Origin of the sequence: Gilliamella sp. B3817, from assembly GCF_026536705.1 — a bacterium.
GTDB classification, from domain to species: domain Bacteria; phylum Pseudomonadota; class Gammaproteobacteria; order Enterobacterales; family Orbaceae; genus Gilliamella; species Gilliamella apicola_I.
In genome coordinates this window covers 343,712-362,958 of the sequence record NZ_JAFNNV010000001.1, presented here as the reverse complement: position 1 = coordinate 362,958, position 19,247 = coordinate 343,712, and the positions used below count along the sequence as shown (strand labels likewise).

Here is a 19,247-nt window from a genome sequence, read left to right as displayed (position 1 = left end):
ATAAAATAGAGTATATGTTAAATAGCATCAATTGGTTAGAAAATGAATATTTTTTCTGTAGATTGTTAACAAGTTTTAAATGCATTGGTAAGTGGTATGGAGTCTAAACATAAAGTTGGTTTAATTTTTGGTAAGTTTTATCCTCTACATAGTGGACATATATATTTAATTGAAAAAGCGATGAGTCAGGTCAATGAATTACATATTTTTCTTGGCTGTGAACCATCACGTGATCAACAACTGTTTGACAAAAGCCATTTATCAAAACAACCCAAAGTCAGTGATCGATTCACATGGCTGAAAGAAACCTTCAAAGACCGTCATAATATTCATATTCATGTTTTAGATGAAGCTGGAATCCAGTCTTATCCAAATGGCTGGAAAGACTGGAGTGATCGTGTCAAACTTATTTTGAATGAATATAAAATCAAACCAACGGTTATATTTACCAGTGAACCTCAAGATATAAAAAATCATGAGCTTTATTTCGGTTGCCCAGCAATTATTATTGATGCTGATCGCAACTTTATAAATATTAGTGCTACTCAAATACGCGAAAACCCCTACCAAAATTGGTCTTTTATTGCACAAGCTGCCAAGCCTTTTTTTGTCAGAAAAGTGGCGATTATAGGACAAGGAATATTTAAAGAACTTCCAATACAGCTCGCTAATATTTATAACACGCAATACGTATCAAATGGCTATATTAATTATATCGAGCGGGAATTAACAAACTCACATAATAAGCGTTATTTGAGTGAGGCTGATTACCTTAAAATTGCAATGTTACATGTTGAACGGATATCGAGTGCTGAAGTACAGGCTAATAAATTACTGTTTGCTTCAATCGATTTTGATACGTTAGCACATTATTATCAGCAAGTGTTTGATAAAGAACATCAAGTTTTAAACGCATTAAAAGAAAATTATCATTTTGATTTGGTCATCCATGAAAAAGATTTTGACCCAAATCTTTCATCATTAGAATATTTTGAAACCGTATCCAATATGGTCGAAAGGTTGTTGATTTAGTTCATCACTTTTATTCTGGCTTATGCTAAAATAGCCTAAATCTTTTTGATGGGTAAATTTTATGTCTCAATCTTCTGACAAACAAAATAACGATAATCAAGAAAAAATAGATTTTGGTTTTACGCAAGTTTTAAAACAAGATAAAGTAAAACGTGTTGCGGATGTCTTTCATTCCGTTGCCGACAAATATGATGTAATGAATGATTTAATGTCATTTGGTATTCATCGTATTTGGAAAAAAATTACCATTGAATATAGCAGTGTGCGTAAAGGTCAAAAAGTATTAGATCTTGCTGGTGGCACTGGAGATTTAACTGCAAAATTCTCACAATTAGTCGGCGATAACGGATTAGTGGTGCTCGCTGATATCAATGAATCCATGTTAAAAGTTGGACGCGAAAAGCTTCGAGACAAAGGATTATTCAAAAATATTGAATATGTGCAAGCTAACGCTGAAGAGTTACCTTTTGCGGACAATTTTTTTGACTGTATTACCATTTCTTTTGGTCTACGTAATGTGACTGACAAAAATAAAGCGTTACAATCCATGTGGCGAGTATTAAAACCTGGTGGTCGTTTATTAATTCTTGAATTTTCCAAACCGCAATACCCAATTTTAAATAAAGCTTATGATCTTTATTCATTTACTATGTTACCGTTAATGGGCAAAGTTATTGCGAATGATGCTGACAGTTACCGTTATTTAGCCGAATCAATTCGGATGCATCCTGATCAAAAAACATTGAAAAAAATGATGGAAGATGCAGGATTTGTAGATGTCAAATATCACAACATGACAGGTGGTATTGTGGCGTTACATACTGGTTTTAAATTTTAAGCGATGAAATCTAATGACATTTTTCAGACTCTATAAAATATTAACCGTTTTTCGTGCATATCAATTAAATGAATTATTGCCAACTAATCGATTTTCAAAGTGGTTACCAATTTTAATATCATGTTTATTTTGGATAAGGCCGAAAGCAAAACATGAAGAAATTGGCGAGCGATTACGTCAAGCATTGCAAGAGCTTGGGCCAGTATGGATAAAATTTGGTCAAATGATATCAACTCGTCGAGATGTGCTTTCTAAAGATATTGCAGACAGTTTAGCTAAATTACAAGACCAAGTTGATCCTTTTGACGGGAAGGTGGCAAAACAATTAATCGAAAAAGCACTAGGTCAGCCAATTGATCATTATTTTTCAGATTTTGATGAACAACCATTGGCATCGGCATCGATTGCACAAGTTCATACAGCCATATTAAAACGCAGCCAAGCTGAAATTGTCATTAAAGTATTGCGTCCTAACATTATACCAGTCATCAAAGCGGATATTGGCTTAATGTATTGGCTTGCCAAACAGTTTACTAAACGCATTAAGTTCGGTGCAAAGTTACGAGCAATTGAAATCGTACGTGATTATGAACTTACCTTAATGAAAGAGTTAGACTTAAAACAAGAAGCTTATAATACCATACGCTTACGTGACAATTTTATTAATAGCAACATATTATATATACCTTACATTTATCAAGAACTCTGTCGAGAAAACATCTTAGTTGAGGAACGCATTAAAGGTGTGCCAATTGGTGATAGCCAAACACTTAAACAACACAACATTGATATGAAGCTACTTGCTGAACGAGGTGTTCAAGCTTTTTTCACGCAGGTTTTCAAAGATAATTTTTTCCATGCTGATATGCATCCGGGCAATATTTTTGTTGACATTACCGAGCCACAAAACCCCCGTTACATTGGAATTGATTGCGCTATTATTGGAATTTTAACAGAAGATGATCAGTACTATCTTGCTGAAAATTTCCTTGCCTTTTTTAATCAAGATTATCGCAAAATAGCCGAAACCTATATTGCATCGGGTTGGGTTCCTGAATCTACTGATCCGATTGCTTTTGAAATGGCTATGCGCAACGTATGTGAACCTGCATTTGCAAAACCGTTGGCTGAAATCTCATTCTCACAAATTTTACTAAAATTATTTGATGTTGCCAGACGATTTGAAATGGAAATTCAACCACAATTAATCTTATTGCAAAAAACGCTATTTTATATTGAAGGTTTGGGGCGTCAACTATATCCAGAACTCGATTTATGGCAAACCGCTAAACCATTCTTAGAAAAATGGTATGAAGACAAATATAGTGCTAAAACAATTATTCAGCAAGCATGGGCTTCATTACCACAATGGCGAACGTTCTTGCCCGAACTGCCTGCAAAACTTAATGATTACGCACGCATGACAAAACAGATGAATCATCAAATTAGACAGATTAATCACGAACTAACGTGTCGAAAAAAACGAGAACGAATTTTATACAGTGCAATAGGAATACTCATTATATTATTTATCTCTATGCTAATTATTCATTAGATGAGTTATTTGGGAATCTGATAATTTAAGTGTATAATCAAATCACAAATGACGTCGGAGATAATTATCATGATGCCAAGTTGGCCTCAATTACTCATATTAATTGCAGTTATTGTATTACTGTTTGGAACCAAAAAATTACGCTCATTAGGTTCGGATCTTGGTGCATCAATTAAAGGCTTTAAAAAAGCAATGAATGAGGATGATGATAAAAAAACATCAACAGAACAACCAAATAAAGTTGAAACTGTAGACTCCTCTAACGATGAACAAACGACAAAAAAAGAGTAGGTTGTGTTCGATATCAGCTTTGGTCAATTATTATTAGTTTTAATTATTGGACTGGTTGTATTAGGGCCAGAGCGTTTGCCTATCGCAATTAAAACCGTTGCAGGTTGGATTAAAGTATTACGACGAATGTCGGCAACGGTTCAACTTGAACTCAACAAAGAGCTAAAACTGCAAGAGTTACAAGATAGTTTAAAAAAAGCAGAACAAAGTGGTTTAACCAACTTAACACCTGAAATTCAAGAATCAATTGATGATTTAAAACGTGTGACAGAATCGTTACAAAAAGAGATTGATTCAGCAACCCAAACCGATATTGAAAACCCAAATAAAGACAAACCATGACAGACGACGCATCTCAACCTTTAATTGGACACCTTGTTGAACTTAGAACACGACTTTTACGTTGTATTATCTGCATTTTATTGGTTTTAATTTGTCTACTTTACTTTTCTAATGATATTTATCACATCGTTGCTAATCCGTTAATTAGTCAATTACCTACAGGTAGTAGCATGATTGCAACTGATATCGCAGCTCCTTTTTTTACACCCATTAAATTAACGGCAGTGGTGGCGATATTTATTTCTATTCCCTATGTACTTTATCAAGTGTGGGGATTTGTTGCACCCGCGTTATATCAAAATGAAAAACGTTTAGTCGTGCCACTGATTATATCAAGCACAGTGTTATTTTATATAGGTATTGCTTTTGCTTATTTTGTGGTATTCCCACTTGCATTTTACTTTTTTATCCACACAGCACCGATTGATGTTGCAATCAATACCGATATCACCAAATATCTTGATTTTGTTATGACGTTATTTGTGGTATTCGGATTTGCTTTTGAAGTCCCTGTCGCCATTATACTACTCTGTTGGACTGGCGTGACCACACCAAAAAGTTTACGGAAAAAAAGACCTTACATCATTGTGGCTGTGTTCGCCGTTGCTATGTTTGTTACCCCACCTGATGTATTTTCACAAATATTATTAGCGATACCAATTTGTTTACTTTTCGAAATTGGGACTTTTTTCGCCCGTTTTTATCAACCCCGTAAACATGATGAAGACGAAAATAATGAATAACAAACACAATAAATACGGACTTTGATGCAAGCAAAGAAAGCACAAAAATACAAATATTGAGACTGGCATAAAATTACGGCAACAATGGGAACACTTGTCCCTTCTACAAACCGATCCTAAGGGTGGCATCGACCAATACCGACAAAAAACGAACGCTTTAACATAGTCCCTAAGTTTTGATATTTTTATGTATTACTAAAAAACCTATCACAATAACTGGGAAACAACGCTGTTAAAAAATCATTTAAAACCAATAAATTATTATTAAAAATTAACCCATTAAAAAAATGATTTATTAAATAAAAATCTACTAATTGTAATTATTAATCGTTAATAACTATTATTAAATTTTAAAATAAATACTTTTTTTATTTTTCACTTTATGCAAAGCTAATAGCTAATTTTAGTAATCAGCACGAAGGAAATTTAATGACTAAACATTATGATTATATTGCAATCGGTGGTGGTAGTGGTGGCATTGCATCGGTAAACCGAGCGGCTTCATATGGCAAAAAATGCGCAATCATCGAAGCAAAATCTTTAGGTGGAACTTGCGTCAACGTGGGTTGTGTGCCCAAAAAAATCATGTGGTATGGCGCTCAAATTGCTGAAGCAATCAATCATTATGGCCCTGATTATGGATTTGATACGACTATCAATCAATTTAGTTGGAATAAACTGCTGGCAAGCCGAAACGCCTACATCGACCGAATACATCAATCTTATGACCGTGTACTAACTAATAATAAAGTTGATGTCATTTATGGTTATGCCAAATTTGTTGATTCTCACACTATTGACGTTAATGGCGAACAATATACCGCCGATCACATATTAATAGCGGTTGGTGGAAAACCGAGTATACCAAATATTCCTGGTGCGGAACATGGTATTACATCGGATGGTTTTTTTGCGCTCAAAGCTTTACCTAAACGTGTAGCTGTCGTGGGGGCAGGGTATATTGCTTGTGAAATAGCCAGCGTATTACATTCATTAGGTTCTCAAACTCATCAATTTATACGCCAAGCGACACCATTACGCAGTTTTGATCCACTCATCATTGAAACCTTAATGGAAGTCATAGCCAGCGAAGGTCAACAACTCCACACGTTTGCGATACCAAAATCAGTGACTAAAAATAGTGATAACTCGTTAACATTACACCTTGAAAATGGAGAAAGTTATACTGTTGATTGTCTAATTTGGGCAATTGGTCGTGAACCCGCAACACAAAATATGAATTTAGCAGCGGCAGGTATTAAGGTTAACGATAATGGATTTATTGTTGTAGACAAGTACCAAAACACTAATGTTGCCGGTGTTTACTCGGTTGGCGATGATACAGGCGCAACAGCCCTAACCCCTGTTGCTGTGGCTGCAGGACGTCGTTTATCTGAACGGTTATTTAATAATAAACCTGATGAACATCTAGATTATAACAATATTCCAACTGTTGTCTTTACGCATCCTGCAATTGGTACTGTTGGATTAACAGAACCTGAAGCGATTTTGCAATATGGACAAGAAAACGTTAAAGTCTATAAATCAACATTTACCGCGATGTATACAGCTGTAACACAGCATCGCCAACCTTGTCGAATGAAATTAGTCTGTGTTGGTGATGAAGAAAAAATTATCGGTATTCATGGTATCGGTTATGGTATGGATGAAATATTACAAGGTTTTGCGGTAGCACTCAAAATGGGCGCAACCAAAAAAGATTTTGATAACACCATAGCCATTCATCCAACCGCTGCAGAAGAATTTGTCACCATGCGGTAATAGTCGAGCTGTCTGGATTCAAAATAGAATAAAAAAGCAGGAAACATCCTGCTTTTTTATTGATAGAATTATTTATTATTGGCTTTATTTGACCAACCTTTTTTTGCTAACGGATAGAAACCCACCGCAACTGCAATTAACGCGACAAACGAGATATAAATACCTGCACCAAGATAACTATATTGACCCAGTAAATGGTCGGGGCTTAAAAGATAAATTGTTAAAGTAGGTGTAATGGCACTAAATAAAGCGTAGGCTAAATTATAAGAAAACGATAAACCCGAATAACGAATCGCAGGTGGAAAAGTTCTTGTACCAATGATTGGTGTCATGGCGACAGCGCCAATAAATAAACCAAATATTGCCCAAGTTAAATATAATTCAGTAAGTGAAATTGTTGGTGACAAAGTACTATAAAAATAGATACTCATCACAGCCAAACCACCCCATGTTATGATCACTGTTTTTGTTGTCCCCAGTTTGTCTTCTAACCAACCAGAAATAACACAACCGATAGTTAAGGTTAATGCTGCAATACAACCACCAATTCGCCAATCCAGATTAGCAAAATGATACATCCCACCAACAATACGACCAGGCGTTATTAAGATACCCACCATAATCGCAGTGGATAATGACCAAGTTAAAAGTGCTACAATCAAACACGCCGTTTTATGATTTTTTAAAACAGAGATGACAGGAATATTTTTTTCAATTGCCTTACGGGCAGCTAATTCTTTGAAAATAGGGGTTTCGGATAAAAACCGACGCAAATAAACCGAAATGACACCAAAAATACCACCAACAATAAAAGGGATCCGCCAAGCATAATCTAAAATATTTTGTTGGCTAAAACAAAGATCAATAATAATGGTCACAATAAAACCAAGTAAAATACCCCCAGTAATACCCGAAGTTAAGGTTCCGACACCAAAGCCATAACGTTGTTTTGGCACGTGTTCAGCAATAAAAACCCAAGCGCCCGGCATTTCACCGCCAATGGCTGCTCCTTGCAACATACGCATCACTAATAATAACAACGGTGCAAAAATTCCAATGGTTTCGTAGGTGGGTAAAATACCAATAATAAATGTGGGTAAAGCCATCATTGCCACGCTAAGTGTGAACATTTTTTTGCGACCGACTTTATCGCCAAAATGAGCCATAATGATACCGCCAACAGGGCGAACCAAGTAGCCAGCAGCAAAAATTCCCCATGCAAAAAGATCTAATGTTAAAGGTGATAACGTATGAGGTAAAAAAAGAGGTTTGACAATCGTATCGATATACAGGGCATAGATGACAAAATCATAAAATTCTAACGTTCCCCCCAAAGAAGACAAAACTAATGTTTTTAAATCTTTACTGTTTAATGGCCTTGCAGCAGGCTGCCATTCTGCGTTAATTTCAGATTGACTCATGAAAAAACCTTAATTGTATGGTTAATATAAAATAGAAAATAAAGAAAATGACTCTTTTATAACTAAAACTTGTTATAAAAATAACATTCTGCCATAAAAAATTGTATTTAATTTCATCATAAAAAAATTTAATGAATGCGGTAAAACTGAACATTTGATTTATAATAATTAAAACATTTAATTATTTTATGTTGTACTATCAATAAACTATTTTAACTAAGGATGAATTTGGGGATGATGACTAAAACAATAATACGCTGTGACTGGGTTTCAAACGATCCTTTATATATAAATTATCACGATAATGAATGGGGAATTGCCCAGTATGATAGTCTTAAATTATTTGAAAAAATCTGTTTAGAAGGACAACAAGCGGGATTATCTTGGATCACGGTATTGAAAAAACGTGAAGAATATCGGCGCTGTTTTTTTGATTTTAACCCTGAAAAAATTATTACGTTAACCCAAAAAGATGTTGAACGTTTACTCGAAAACAAAGGACTGATTCGAAATCGATTAAAACTAAATAGTATTATAAAAAATGCACAAGCTTATCTAACAATGAAAAGTAATAATGAAGATTTTTCGACATTTATTTGGTCTTTTGTCGACGGTAAACCAATTATCAATCACTACAAAGACCTTAGTGAAGTGCCTGTCAGTACCGATATATCTGATAAACTATCAAAGGCATTAAAAAAACGAGGCTTTTCTTTTGTTGGGTCAACAATTTGTTACGCTTTTATGCAATCAATGGGATTAGTCAATGACCATTTTGAACATTGTTATAAAAAATAGGAGTTAAAAGAAATGATCGCCAAATTATTTAAGTATGGCTTAGCGTTAATATTGACTTATTTTGTTATCACTAACATCGTTATTTATCTTTATTCTAAACAAAAGCCAGCGCCAGATGCCGACACCTTAGTTGTATTAGGCGCACTTGTTGTAGGTAATCCTGCTGTTCCTCATTACACCTTAGCCCAACGATTAGATGTTGCCTACGATTATTTACAACGTAATCCACGAACGAAAGTTGTTGTGTGTGGGGGACAAGGTAATAATGAGTCGGCGACCGAAGCAAGTGTGATGGCACAATATCTAATTAATAAAGGTATTGATCCAAAACGGGTATACCAAGAAGATAAATCGACGCGAACAGCTCAGCAATTTGTGTATGCCAATCGTGTATTGCCGTTAGGCAAGACAGTTGTGGTAACTAATGATTTTCATATGCTGCGTTCGCTAATGCTGGCTAAACGTTCAGGCTTTAACGAAATATCAGGTTTATCGGCACCATTAGGGTGGGGAAATGAAGAAAAATATGTCGCATTAATCCGAGAACCCCTAGCATTGGCAAATTCTTGGTTATTCGATCATCCAAAGAAAGATGAATAATCAGCCGACTGATTCTATCACTCAAATAATCAATGAATAACGGCAAAACCCATAGTCACTACTGTTTTTGCCGTGCGTCCATGCTATTATTAGGCATTCAAATTTAAATCAGCTACAAACATATATGAAAACAGATACCATTGTTGCACAAGCAACGCCACCCGGTCGAGGTGGTGTGGGCATTTTGCGAATTTCGGGGCCACAGGCGCAAACCGTTGCGCAAGCGATACTCGGTAAAATACCTAAACCTCGCTATGCGGAGTATCTTCCTTTTTTATCTTCTGACGGCACAACCTTAGACGAAGGAATAGCGCTATTTTTTCCTAATCCTCACTCTTTTACGGGCGAGGATGTACTAGAGTTACAAGGGCATGGTGGGCCTGTCATTTTAGATTTGCTTTTAAAACGGGTATTAGAGATTGCTAACGTCCGTATTGCAAAGCCGGGTGAATTTTCAGAGCGTGCTTTTTTGAATGATAAATTAGATTTAGCCCAAGCCGAAGCCATAGCCGATTTAATTGATGCAAGTTCTGAGCAAGCTGCAAAATCAGCGATTTCATCTTTGCAAGGCGTGTTTTCGAAAAAAATTAATGAATTGGTTGAATCATTAATTCATTTACGCATTTTTACCGAAGCCGCAATAGACTTTCCTGAAGAAGAGATCGACTTTTTATCAGATGGCAAAATTGAAGCACAACTTAATGAAGTGATTACTCGCTTAAACGAAGTTCGCCAAGAAGCAAAACAAGGCTCACTGTTACGAGAAGGGATGAAAGTGGTGATAGCTGGTCGTCCAAATGCCGGTAAATCAAGCTTACTGAATGCGCTGGCGGGTCGTGATGCGGCGATTGTTACCGATATTGCAGGCACAACGCGTGACGTATTACGTGAACATATTCATATCGATGGTATGCCCCTACATATTATTGATACTGCGGGTTTACGTGATGCCAGTGACGAAGTTGAACGCATTGGTATTGAACGAGCTTGGCAAGAAATTGAACAAGCAGATAGGGTACTATTTATGGTCGATAGCACCACCACAACCGAAACCAATCCCGAAAAGTTATGGCCAGAATTTATAGAACGGCTACCCAAAAATATGCCTGTTACAGTCATACGCAACAAAGCAGATTTAACTGGTGAAGCATTAGGTTACAATCAAGTCAATGGTTACTCACTTATCCAACTTTCTGCACGAACAGGGGAAGGGGTAACGTTACTTCGTGATCACTTAAAACAAGCCATGGGTTTTACCAGTAGTACTGAAGGCGGCTTTTTAGCACGTCGACGACACCTGCAAGCACTCGAAAAAGCGTCAGAACACCTCAACAATGGTAAGTACCAACTTACGGCTTTCCATGCTGGTGAACTTCTTGCCGAAGAACTCAGACTTGCCCAAGAAGCGCTAAGCGAAATCACTGGTGAATTCACGTCAGATGATTTATTAGGTTGTATCTTCAGTTCGTTTTGTATTGGAAAATAAGACTTAACTAGGTTACTGCATTTAAATTTAATGAATTTTCATAGTGTTACTCTTTAAAATTAACTATTGCAAAATGTTCAAAAAAAGGGTAATTTTACGTTTAGATATTGTTAACAATTTTTAAAGAATATTTAAAATATAAAATTGTATAAATTTGAAAGCAGTAACTGAAAAACTAGAAAAATTTTTAGATTATTGATTTTTTAACTAATATTAAATCAATTAAGCTTAATTTGTGAATACAAAATAAATCATAATATCTTGCCTTAAGGTCAGATATATTAATAGGTAAAAACCTGCCACATTGTAAACTTCACACTCATCGCTTCAATTTAAATAATTATCTTAAATTTAACTCTTATCTAAACTTTCATAAAAGTTAATACATAATTTTATCCAAAGCTCTTGAAAACCCTGACAAGAATAACTGATTTGATGTCTAAATCCTACACTGATTTTCTTATCAATGATCCTCGTTAAAAAAGTGATCAAGGACCATTCGATATTGATGATATAGAAATAGTTATTAAAATTACTCCTTTCTTTTAGCTCGAATATTTGAACTCGAAATTATAATGGAACAAAATTGAATAACATCACTAACTGAGCGTAGCGAATACACAGCCCTTCCATATCGACCATCATCATTTTCATCAATAGATTCCCATGGATGTACCTGTAAGTATCCTGTGCTATTTTCTCTAATTTCAAATGCAACGGTATGCCATCCATCTAAGTATATTTGGATTTTTGTATTTTCCTCCTTAACATTATAATTTTGCTCTTTAGCAACCATCTTTATAATTTTTTTAATGTTGAATTATTAACCATCATTATCTCCTTAATTGTATAATCTTAACATTATAATTGGTTAATCTTTATTAATAAATATCAAAATTTACAAAAAATTAAATTTGTTAATAATTTCTTTTGATTTTCCAACAAAGCTATCTCTCCCTTAAAATCCATAACTTCTTTTCTTTATTTTAAATAAATTGCTCGATATGTTTGTTGCAAATTTAAACTCATCCATATATATGGATCGGTTTTTTATATCAGTACCTGATTGTCAATTTGTTTCGCACTGATCTCCTACGTCAATTATTTCCAATGCTCGATACCGAATTGAATGTTATCTTCGGGGATGACGCTACTTTTTTCGTCTACTAACGAAATGTACCATGAGGTTTTTGATAGTGCCTATGATGATAAATCTTGCATTTGCCACTGCGGCACTAAATAGCTAACGTGCTTAGGTTTGAGTAGATTCGCATTAATTTGTTAATGAACTGTAGCTGCTTGATGAATTAGCGGATCTTCCTGAATTATTTCGTTCTATTTGAGGTTGCTGTTTTCAAAACATTATACATTCTAAAGGAATCTCAATAAGTTGCTGTATTGTTTACTCCTTTTCTTGTTGTTCATTGATAGATAATAGTTTATTCAGAACTTGCTTATTAATCACTAAGTCGTTTATATCAAGATCTATCCCACCCTTTTACCTAAAATCAATACCACGAGTTTAGCTTTTCCATCTGTTAACAAAAGGTATTCATGAAGTTAAGATGAGCTTTAGATATTCACCTATGTGCAAAAGATGAACAACTGGACGACATTATCTTAAAGTATCAAAAGAATGAATTAGTAATTCTTTTTTATAGAAGCAGCTCACTATGGTTTACTTTAATATCTTTTATTTTTATATTTCTAGATTTTATTTAAGTTTTCTTAGATCAGATTTTATTTGTTCGTTTAATTGATCTTTAAACTTTATTACTACTTAACTACCTTGACCAACACGTTCAGCTAAACTACCAAGACCTTTTGCATGTTTAGTACTCCATTTATTAGCAACTGCCCAACTTACTATTTCATTACTAATCAATGCAACACTTTCTTTAAAAACTTAAAAAGCTCTTTCTCAAAGTACTTATCAGAAGGATGTAATAATCCAGTTGAAAGATTGATTCTATTTGATAGTTTTTCCAGTGCTTCGGCTAAGATTTTATCCATTATATTTTTCTTAAAATTAGAAATACCGTTTTATATTAATAAGGAACTAAATAGTTCAGATAGGCTAGCACCTATAATTCTAGAAACGGTGTTATTTTCTGATAATTTAAATAATAAATTTTTTTGCTTCAGTATGATTGCTTTTTGCAACTCTTAAATATTAATATTCGTGATCTGTGTATTTTTGTTACCAACTTGTATTTGATTATCGGAGATAGCAAAAATATTTACAACAGAACTTGATTGATTACTCTTAAGAGCATTTTCTGTCATATTTTATTCCTTGAGAGTAAGTATATTGGGATAATTGATTCCAACTATTAAAGTATCCATGGTAAAAAAGATGCATTAACAACTTCAAGAGTAGTTTGTCTTTTCCCACTCTTTGATAAATTAAATCTCTAGCTCCAACATTAGGTTCTTCTGTATAGGGAATTAAAACTTTATTTTCATTTCTATGTGCTTTGTATTCATCCTCTGCAATTGTAATTAAGTGAAGGTAAGCCAAGACATTAAAATCCATAAATAGACCCAAGTATTATTCAATCTACTGCTCTTTTCATAACAAATTTATGAAAGATTATTAAATTCCAAAATACGTTTTTTGATAAAAGATCTTAAAGTTCATTTAATGAGTTTTTTAATTTGACCATAATACTGTATGAATATATAGTATACAATATATAGTATATTTATTTGATATAATGTACAATATATGGTGTTTTTTTATATTTAAGGAGGAAATAAAATGTCAAACAATAAAAAAACTTCTTCAGGTGTAGCATCCATGGCAGCTAAGGTTCTTAGTAATCCAAATACTTCTACTATTAAAAAAAGTTTAGCGGCTTCACCACTTTCTCAAATGGGAACAAAAAACCAAACAGGGAAAGTAATGGAAACCGTTGCATCAAATGTTTTAAATAGCAATAAGTATAGTAAAGAAACAAAAACTTTTGCAGCATCTATTTTATCTCAATCAAATAAGAAACGTTAAATAGTATTATTTATAAGTCTCTTTTGGGGCTTTCATCTGCTCGGCAGAGATATGGCATAGTTTGTTTTTAAAAATCGATTTCTAACCATTTTGTTACAGCTTCTTCTGACGTCTCATTAAGGAGAGCTGTTACCAAAGCTGTAAACACGCATAATAACCTGTAAGTTACACATACTAATATCAAGCATCAGTTGCTGCAATATTTCGGGGCTTACCATAAGGAAATTTTGTTTTGTCTGTTTTACAAATGCCTGACTAATGATGGAAGTAGGATTAGCTTCTAGCAAACCGATATTAATTGAATTGATCACAATCTTATTTATACGCTGACTTAATCACCTTATGGTTTCAAGCTCATACAGGTTTAAATTGGCTCTAATACTTTTATTAAGGTGCTTGTTTTAATTTCGGTAATCGCCATGTTTTTAGCTAAGGTAAGATCTTTTTTTCGAGTGAGTGCCAGATTTATTTTGTGTAATCGTTGGTATCTTAGTTACTTTTCCTATCAATACTCCTTATATAGATCACAAAGAAATTGTTACACGAAATTTTGTAATATAGAATTGTGTCCTAAAAATGTACCAATTTGGGGCGGATTCACTTGCGTTAATCTGGATGGGTTACAAACAGCAAACCTTTAATTATTAATTTTTCAATCAATTAATTGCTTTAATAAACTGCTATGGAACAGTATGTGGTGGAGCTGGCGGGAGTTGAACCCGCGTCCGAAATTTCTACATCCTTGGTACTACATGCGTAGTTTGTCTTTAGATTTCGCCTACCTGCTGCGGACAAACACGCTACCGATAGACTAGCTTGATTAAGTTTAATGCTTCCGCCCCAAGCAAGGCTTCCACACGATCTCGTTTGGGTTTGACTCCTCTTGATCCCCGTCCTACGAGCGGAGGCTAGGGAGAGAAGGCTCTATGCAGGTTATTAAGCTGCTAGTGCGTAGTTTTCGTCGTTTGCGACTATTTTTTTGCGGTTTATTTACGAGGCCTACCGCACCTCGGCATGCACCTTGGGTTTCGCAAATCCCGTCGAATCCAGAATCAGCCCCAATTGTGATAAGTAACGTAATACAATATCGGGACATTATAGGTGAAATCAAGCATGAATACAAGTTAGCTTAGTTTTGGTTAGGCAATCAAATGTTTGTTTTATGATAGTTTTGCTCTTATTAAAAGCGTTAAATAGTTTCATTTGTAAATGTGACTTTATAACTAGCGTTAGAGGGGATGGGTTACAAAGCTGACATGATTAATTAGTGGATGTTGAAAAAGTAAAAAATTTTACTTTTTTTGAAAAAAATTTAATTAAACAAATAAAGATAAATCAAATAATTAAAAATTATTTTAATAAAATTTCAAAAATATCTGAAATTAAATTGAACTTTTTGGGTTTTTGCTTGTCTATAATAACAGATTACGTTTTTTCATTTTTTGCCCTCCACTCGAATTTCGGGTGGATTTTTTTTATCTGTCATCTTTCTTCTTTATATTTACCTATCATTATAACGACTTGAAATTGTTTGCACACAAAAGAGCATAGCGTTAGTATAAGTGCATATTCTTAAATAGCATTATTTTTAACAAAATCAAGTAAGCACTAGACATAATTTTTGTATTATTCCTAATATATTTATCAATGCCTTTAAAAAGTGAGTAAAAATTTACTCAGAAAGGGCTACATTGCTGTAAGATTGAGGTCTTTATGTTATTAACAAAAAGAACACAGGGGCATTTAATTGCATTAATGACTGTGTTTTTTTGGGGAACGACGTTTATTTCCACCAAAACATTATTAATTGAGTTTAAACCGATAGAGATTTTATTTTTTCGTTTTTTACTGGGTTATGTAACGCTCTGGATTCTATGCCCTCGTTTGTTAGTTTGGCAAGGAGTAAAACAAGAGTTCATGTTTTTATGTGCTGGATTATGTGGGATTACCTGTTATTTTTTATGTGAAAATATTGCATTAACCTATACTACTGCTTCAAATGTAGGAATTATCACAACATTAGCCCCCATATTTACTGCGCTATTAGCTATGTTTTTTCTCAAGGCTGAAACACCACCTAAGCGTTTTTACGTTGGTTGTTTATTTGCCTCGATTGGCGTTGGATTAATCTGTTTTAATGGTAAATATGTGCTTGCCATGAATCCGCTTGGTGATCTGCTCGCTATGTTAGCCTGTTTATTTTGGGCATGTTATTCGATTTTAACTAAAAAAAGTAGTCATCGAGGGTATAACACGATTTTATTAACCCGACGATTCTTTTTTTATGGTTTATTGCTCATGCTTCCAGCACTTTATTTATTCGATTTTAAACTAAATTTAGCCCGATTTAGCAATACAACCAATCTATTTAATATCCTGTTTTTAGGCGTAGGGGCATCTGCAATTTGTTTTGTATCTTGGAATTATGCGGTGAAATTAGTGGGGGCTGTAAAGATTAGCATTTATCTCTATCTGGTCCCTGTGTTAACGATTATTGGTGCGGTAATTATTTTGAATGAGCCGTTTACTTGGCTTGCTGCGTTTGGCACATTATTTACGCTCTGTGGTGTGTTATTATCCGAGCGAAAAGTTAAATTAAAAAGATAGTTTGATTTATATCATTCTATCAAATCAAAAAAGTAGAAAAAATCGCCTCTTTTTTGTTAACTAAAATTTTAGGTCATCTTAGTTTATTCGCTTATCAATGGCATCAAGCATAATTTGACCTAAATGTTAATCATATCTCAAAATAGTGTCCCGCATTAAGGAAGTGATAAATCGAATGAGTCAGGAATCAAAGAAAATGGTCGATCAACAAAAAATTATCAATAATGTTCAAACTTTTGTTAAACAAAAACTTGCTGACGATTTTTCTGGTCATGATATGGCGCATATTGAAAGAGTAGTTAAATTGGCAAAACAAATTTTAAAACATGAGCCAACAGCCAATGACTTTATCGTGATTTTAAGTGCCTATCTTCATGATGTTATCGATGAAAAAGTGGTATCAGATGTGAATCACGCCATGAGTGAGTTACACGATTTTTTAATTCAACAAACGATCAGTCAAAGCGAAATTAAACACATTTTTGACATTATTGAAAATATGTCATATCGAAAAAATCTCACTCAAAAAAAAGAATTGTCGTTAGAAGGGCAAATTGTACAAGATGCAGATCGATTAGATGCCATTGGTGCTATTGGTATCGCTCGGACGTTTTACTATGGGGGTAACAAGCAAAATATTATGTATGATCCCACTATATTACCCAGAACATCATTAAATGAAGAAAACTATAAACAACCTAATACAGTAATAAACCATTTTTATGAAAAACTCTTTTTACTCAAAGATAGGATGAATACACAAATTGCTAAAAAAATCGCATTAAAACGTCACGCTATATTGGTTGAGTTTGTGAAGCAATTCGAAAAAGAGTGGGATGGTGATGAAGAATAGATAATATTCTAAATTAATTGATAATATCGATATGATCGATATAATTGATCAATAATCTGAATAAAATAGAAGGGGTTATCATGACGATTTCGATCAACAGTAAAGTAATGCTTAGTCATCATGTAGCAATGCAGCAACTCGGTTTTGGCACTTATCAATTAACTGATTTTGATGAATTATCATGTGCAGTAAATACGGCTATTAATGCGGGGTATCGAGCGTTTGATACCGCTCAGCTTTACCAGAACGAAAAGCAACTCGGGCAAATTATTAAAGATTGCCATGTCGCACGTGATAAATTGTTTATTACCACTAAAATCAATAATAGCAATCAAGGTTATGATAAAACATTAGCGGGTTTTGATCAGTCGCTAAAAGATTTACAGCTTGATTACCTCGATCTTTTTTTAGTTCACTGGCCATTAAGTGACACTTTTTTTGATACATGGAAGGCGTTCGAAAAACTGTATGAAGAAAAGCGTGTGCGGGCAATCGGCGTTTGTAATTTTCAAATCTCACATTTAGAATTACTCTCAACCAAAGCAAATATTAAACCCATGCTTAATCAAATCGAGATTCATCCTTATTTAACTCAAATCGAATTAGTGGAATATTTACGACAACAAAAGATTGCTATTGAAGCTTGGTCACCGTTGGCTCGTAACAAAGTCATTAATGATCCGCTTCTTATTAAAATTGGTAATAAATATCAGAAATCAGCATCACAAGTGACATTACGCTGGCATATTCAAAATGGTTACATTGTGATCCCTAAATCAGCACATCCGGATCGAATTGTGCAGAATGCTAATATTTTTGATTTCGAACTCACTTTAGATGAAATAAAAGCCATTAATGGACTTAACCAAAATCTGCGCGTAGGGCCGAATCCAGATAACGTTTATCAAAAAAATGGTTTTTGATGGTGAAAGATAAGATCTCTCTTATCGAGAGATCATGAATCAGTAAGGAATGGGCGCCCCAACTAAGGATAGAACAATCGGCAGAGTAATTAAACTGATTAAAGTACTGAAAAAAGTGGCACTTGATACAAGTTCAGGGTGCGTGTCAAATTGTACCGACATTAATGTCGTGTTTGCCGCACTTGGCATTGCCGCTAGTACTATTAGCACTTGCTTATATACCGGTGCAATAGGCATGAAGTAGACCATGGCACAAGCAACAATTGGCGATAGAATCATCCGAGTGAGGAGTGCAAAAGATAATTTAGGATAATCCAGTTGGGTGATTTTTATTTTCGCTAATTGCATACCTAATATAATCATAATAACCACGATGGATGCGTCACCAATCATCCCAATGGACGTCATAATCGATTTAGATAAGGGAATGTTACAAAGTTGAAAAAGGATACCTAAAAACGCTCCATACGCCACAGGCATGCGAATAACTTTGTTAATGACATCTTTTTGCGTAACGATATCATCTCGTGCGCTACCTTTTGCCGCATAATAGATACCAACAGTACTCATGACAAATTGTTGTAGCACCATCATAATTACGCCCAGATCAAATCCTATTGTGCCAAAAAAGACAAGCAATACGGGTGTGCCATAATTACCATTGTTCATAAAGCAAGCGCTTAAAATCATTGCACAGCGTTCTTTGCTTGAGTATTTCATCAAAATAGACCAAATCGAAATAATGATGACTAAAGCAAAACAGAGACCAAAAATATAGCAAATATAGAATAAGTATTCTGTTGTTAAGGTATGTGTATAAAATGTTTTAAATGCCAAAAAGGGTGAAAGCACATACAGTGACATTTTGGACAGGTTTGCCACATCAAAATGTAATTTTTTCTGCGCAATAAATCCCACCACGAAAATACAAAAAATAGGAAATAAAATAGTAAAAAATTGCATAGTTAT

Annotated in this window: 16 protein-coding genes, 1 other RNA gene and 1 pseudogene; 14 read left to right on the top strand and 4 right to left on the bottom strand. The window is 34.3% G+C overall.

Going from position 1 to position 19,247, the window contains the following annotated elements; genetic code table 11:
• The first annotated feature begins 96 nt into the window (after positions 1 to 96).
• The 7 genes and pseudogenes from nadR to gorA all read left to right on the top strand — a co-directional run bounded on the left by nadR (position 97) and on the right by gorA (position 6,583).
• Positions 97 to 1,032 carry a multifunctional transcriptional regulator/nicotinamide-nucleotide adenylyltransferase/ribosylnicotinamide kinase NadR gene (gene nadR / locus J3U36_RS01610; protein ID WP_267352310.1) on the top strand — a complete coding sequence of 312 codons (936 nt, stop codon included), beginning with the start codon at positions 97 to 99 and terminating at the stop codon, positions 1,030 to 1,032.
• 61 nt (positions 1,033 to 1,093) lie between these two features.
• A complete protein-coding gene (ubiE, locus tag J3U36_RS01605; RefSeq protein ID WP_267380849.1) occupies positions 1,094 to 1,870 on the top strand; it encodes a bifunctional demethylmenaquinone methyltransferase/2-methoxy-6-polyprenyl-1,4-benzoquinol methylase UbiE in 777 nt (258 codons plus the stop codon).
• Positions 1,871 to 1,883: 13 nt separating this feature from the next.
• Positions 1,884 to 3,425 (top strand): ubiquinone biosynthesis regulatory protein kinase UbiB, encoded by a 1,542-nt coding sequence (gene ubiB / locus J3U36_RS01600; RefSeq protein WP_267380848.1) that lies wholly within the window; start codon positions 1,884 to 1,886, stop codon positions 3,423 to 3,425.
• A gap of 69 nt (positions 3,426 to 3,494) precedes the next feature.
• Positions 3,495 to 3,716 carry a twin-arginine translocase TatA/TatE family subunit gene (gene tatA / locus J3U36_RS01595; RefSeq protein ID WP_267352308.1) on the top strand — a complete coding sequence of 74 codons (222 nt, stop codon included), beginning with the start codon at positions 3,495 to 3,497 and terminating at the stop codon, positions 3,714 to 3,716.
• Between the two features lie 3 nt (positions 3,717 to 3,719).
• Positions 3,720 to 4,055: pseudogene (tatB, locus tag J3U36_RS01590) on the top strand (Sec-independent protein translocase protein TatB); the annotation flags it as partial.
• Positions 4,055 to 4,801, top strand: coding sequence for a twin-arginine translocase subunit TatC (gene tatC, locus J3U36_RS01585; protein ID WP_267352306.1), 747 nt, complete (start codon positions 4,055 to 4,057; stop codon positions 4,799 to 4,801). The pseudogene tatB and the gene tatC, both read left to right, overlap by 1 nt.
• A 429-nt stretch (positions 4,802 to 5,230) precedes the next feature.
• Positions 5,231 to 6,583, top strand: coding sequence for a glutathione-disulfide reductase (gene gorA, locus J3U36_RS01580; protein ID WP_267380847.1), 1,353 nt, complete (start codon positions 5,231 to 5,233; stop codon positions 6,581 to 6,583).
• A gap of 68 nt (positions 6,584 to 6,651) precedes the next feature.
• Here the strand turns inward: gorA and J3U36_RS01575 are convergent, their stop codons facing one another.
• The gene (locus J3U36_RS01575) at positions 6,652 to 8,004 is read right to left on the bottom strand and encodes an MFS transporter (RefSeq protein ID WP_267380846.1); all 1,353 of its coding nucleotides are present in this window, start codon (positions 8,002 to 8,004) and stop codon (positions 6,652 to 6,654) included.
• Between the two features lie 237 nt (positions 8,005 to 8,241).
• Between J3U36_RS01575 and J3U36_RS01570 the strand changes: the two genes are divergently transcribed.
• From J3U36_RS01570 to mnmE, 3 genes are all read left to right on the top strand, one after another.
• Positions 8,242 to 8,802 carry a DNA-3-methyladenine glycosylase I gene (locus tag J3U36_RS01570; RefSeq protein ID WP_416379860.1) on the top strand — a complete coding sequence of 187 codons (561 nt, stop codon included), beginning with the start codon at positions 8,242 to 8,244 and terminating at the stop codon, positions 8,800 to 8,802.
• A gap of 12 nt (positions 8,803 to 8,814) precedes the next feature.
• A complete protein-coding gene (locus J3U36_RS01565; RefSeq protein ID WP_267380845.1) occupies positions 8,815 to 9,402 on the top strand; it encodes a YdcF family protein in 588 nt (195 codons plus the stop codon).
• Between the two features lie 124 nt (positions 9,403 to 9,526).
• Complete coding sequence (mnmE, locus tag J3U36_RS01560) at positions 9,527 to 10,888, top strand: tRNA uridine-5-carboxymethylaminomethyl(34) synthesis GTPase MnmE (RefSeq protein ID WP_267380844.1); 1,362 nt, start codon at positions 9,527 to 9,529, stop codon at positions 10,886 to 10,888.
• Positions 10,889 to 13,154: 2,266 nt separating this feature from the next.
• On the opposite strand, the gene J3U36_RS01555 is transcribed toward mnmE, so the two are convergent.
• On the bottom strand, positions 13,155 to 13,424 hold the full coding sequence (locus J3U36_RS01555; RefSeq protein WP_267380843.1) for a hypothetical protein: 270 nt from the start codon (positions 13,422 to 13,424) through the stop codon (positions 13,155 to 13,157).
• A 225-nt stretch (positions 13,425 to 13,649) separates the two neighbouring features.
• Between J3U36_RS01555 and J3U36_RS01550 the strand changes: the two genes are divergently transcribed.
• A complete protein-coding gene (locus J3U36_RS01550; RefSeq protein ID WP_267380842.1) occupies positions 13,650 to 13,895 on the top strand; it encodes a hypothetical protein in 246 nt (81 codons plus the stop codon).
• Positions 13,896 to 14,590: 695 nt separating this feature from the next.
• Here the strand turns inward: J3U36_RS01550 and ssrA are convergent.
• Positions 14,591 to 14,955, bottom strand: a transfer-messenger RNA (tmRNA) gene (gene ssrA, locus J3U36_RS01545).
• A 653-nt stretch (positions 14,956 to 15,608) separates the two neighbouring features.
• Here ssrA and J3U36_RS01540 point away from each other — a divergent pair.
• The 3 genes from J3U36_RS01540 (at position 15,609) to J3U36_RS01530 (ending at position 18,278) form a co-directional block, all read left to right on the top strand.
• Complete coding sequence (locus J3U36_RS01540; RefSeq protein ID WP_267349843.1) at positions 15,609 to 16,502, top strand: DMT family transporter; 894 nt, start codon at positions 15,609 to 15,611, stop codon at positions 16,500 to 16,502.
• 175 nt (positions 16,503 to 16,677) lie between these two features.
• Positions 16,678 to 17,355, top strand: coding sequence for an HD domain-containing protein (locus J3U36_RS01535; protein WP_267380841.1), 678 nt, complete (start codon positions 16,678 to 16,680; stop codon positions 17,353 to 17,355).
• An 80-nt stretch (positions 17,356 to 17,435) separates the two neighbouring features.
• Complete coding sequence (locus tag J3U36_RS01530; RefSeq protein ID WP_267380840.1) at positions 17,436 to 18,278, top strand: aldo/keto reductase; 843 nt, start codon at positions 17,436 to 17,438, stop codon at positions 18,276 to 18,278.
• Between the two features lie 39 nt (positions 18,279 to 18,317).
• Here the strand turns inward: J3U36_RS01530 and J3U36_RS01525 are convergent, their stop codons facing one another.
• Positions 18,318 to 19,241, bottom strand: coding sequence for an AEC family transporter (locus tag J3U36_RS01525; RefSeq protein ID WP_267349837.1), 924 nt, complete (start codon positions 19,239 to 19,241; stop codon positions 18,318 to 18,320).
• Between the last annotated feature and the right edge of the window lie 6 nt (positions 19,242 to 19,247).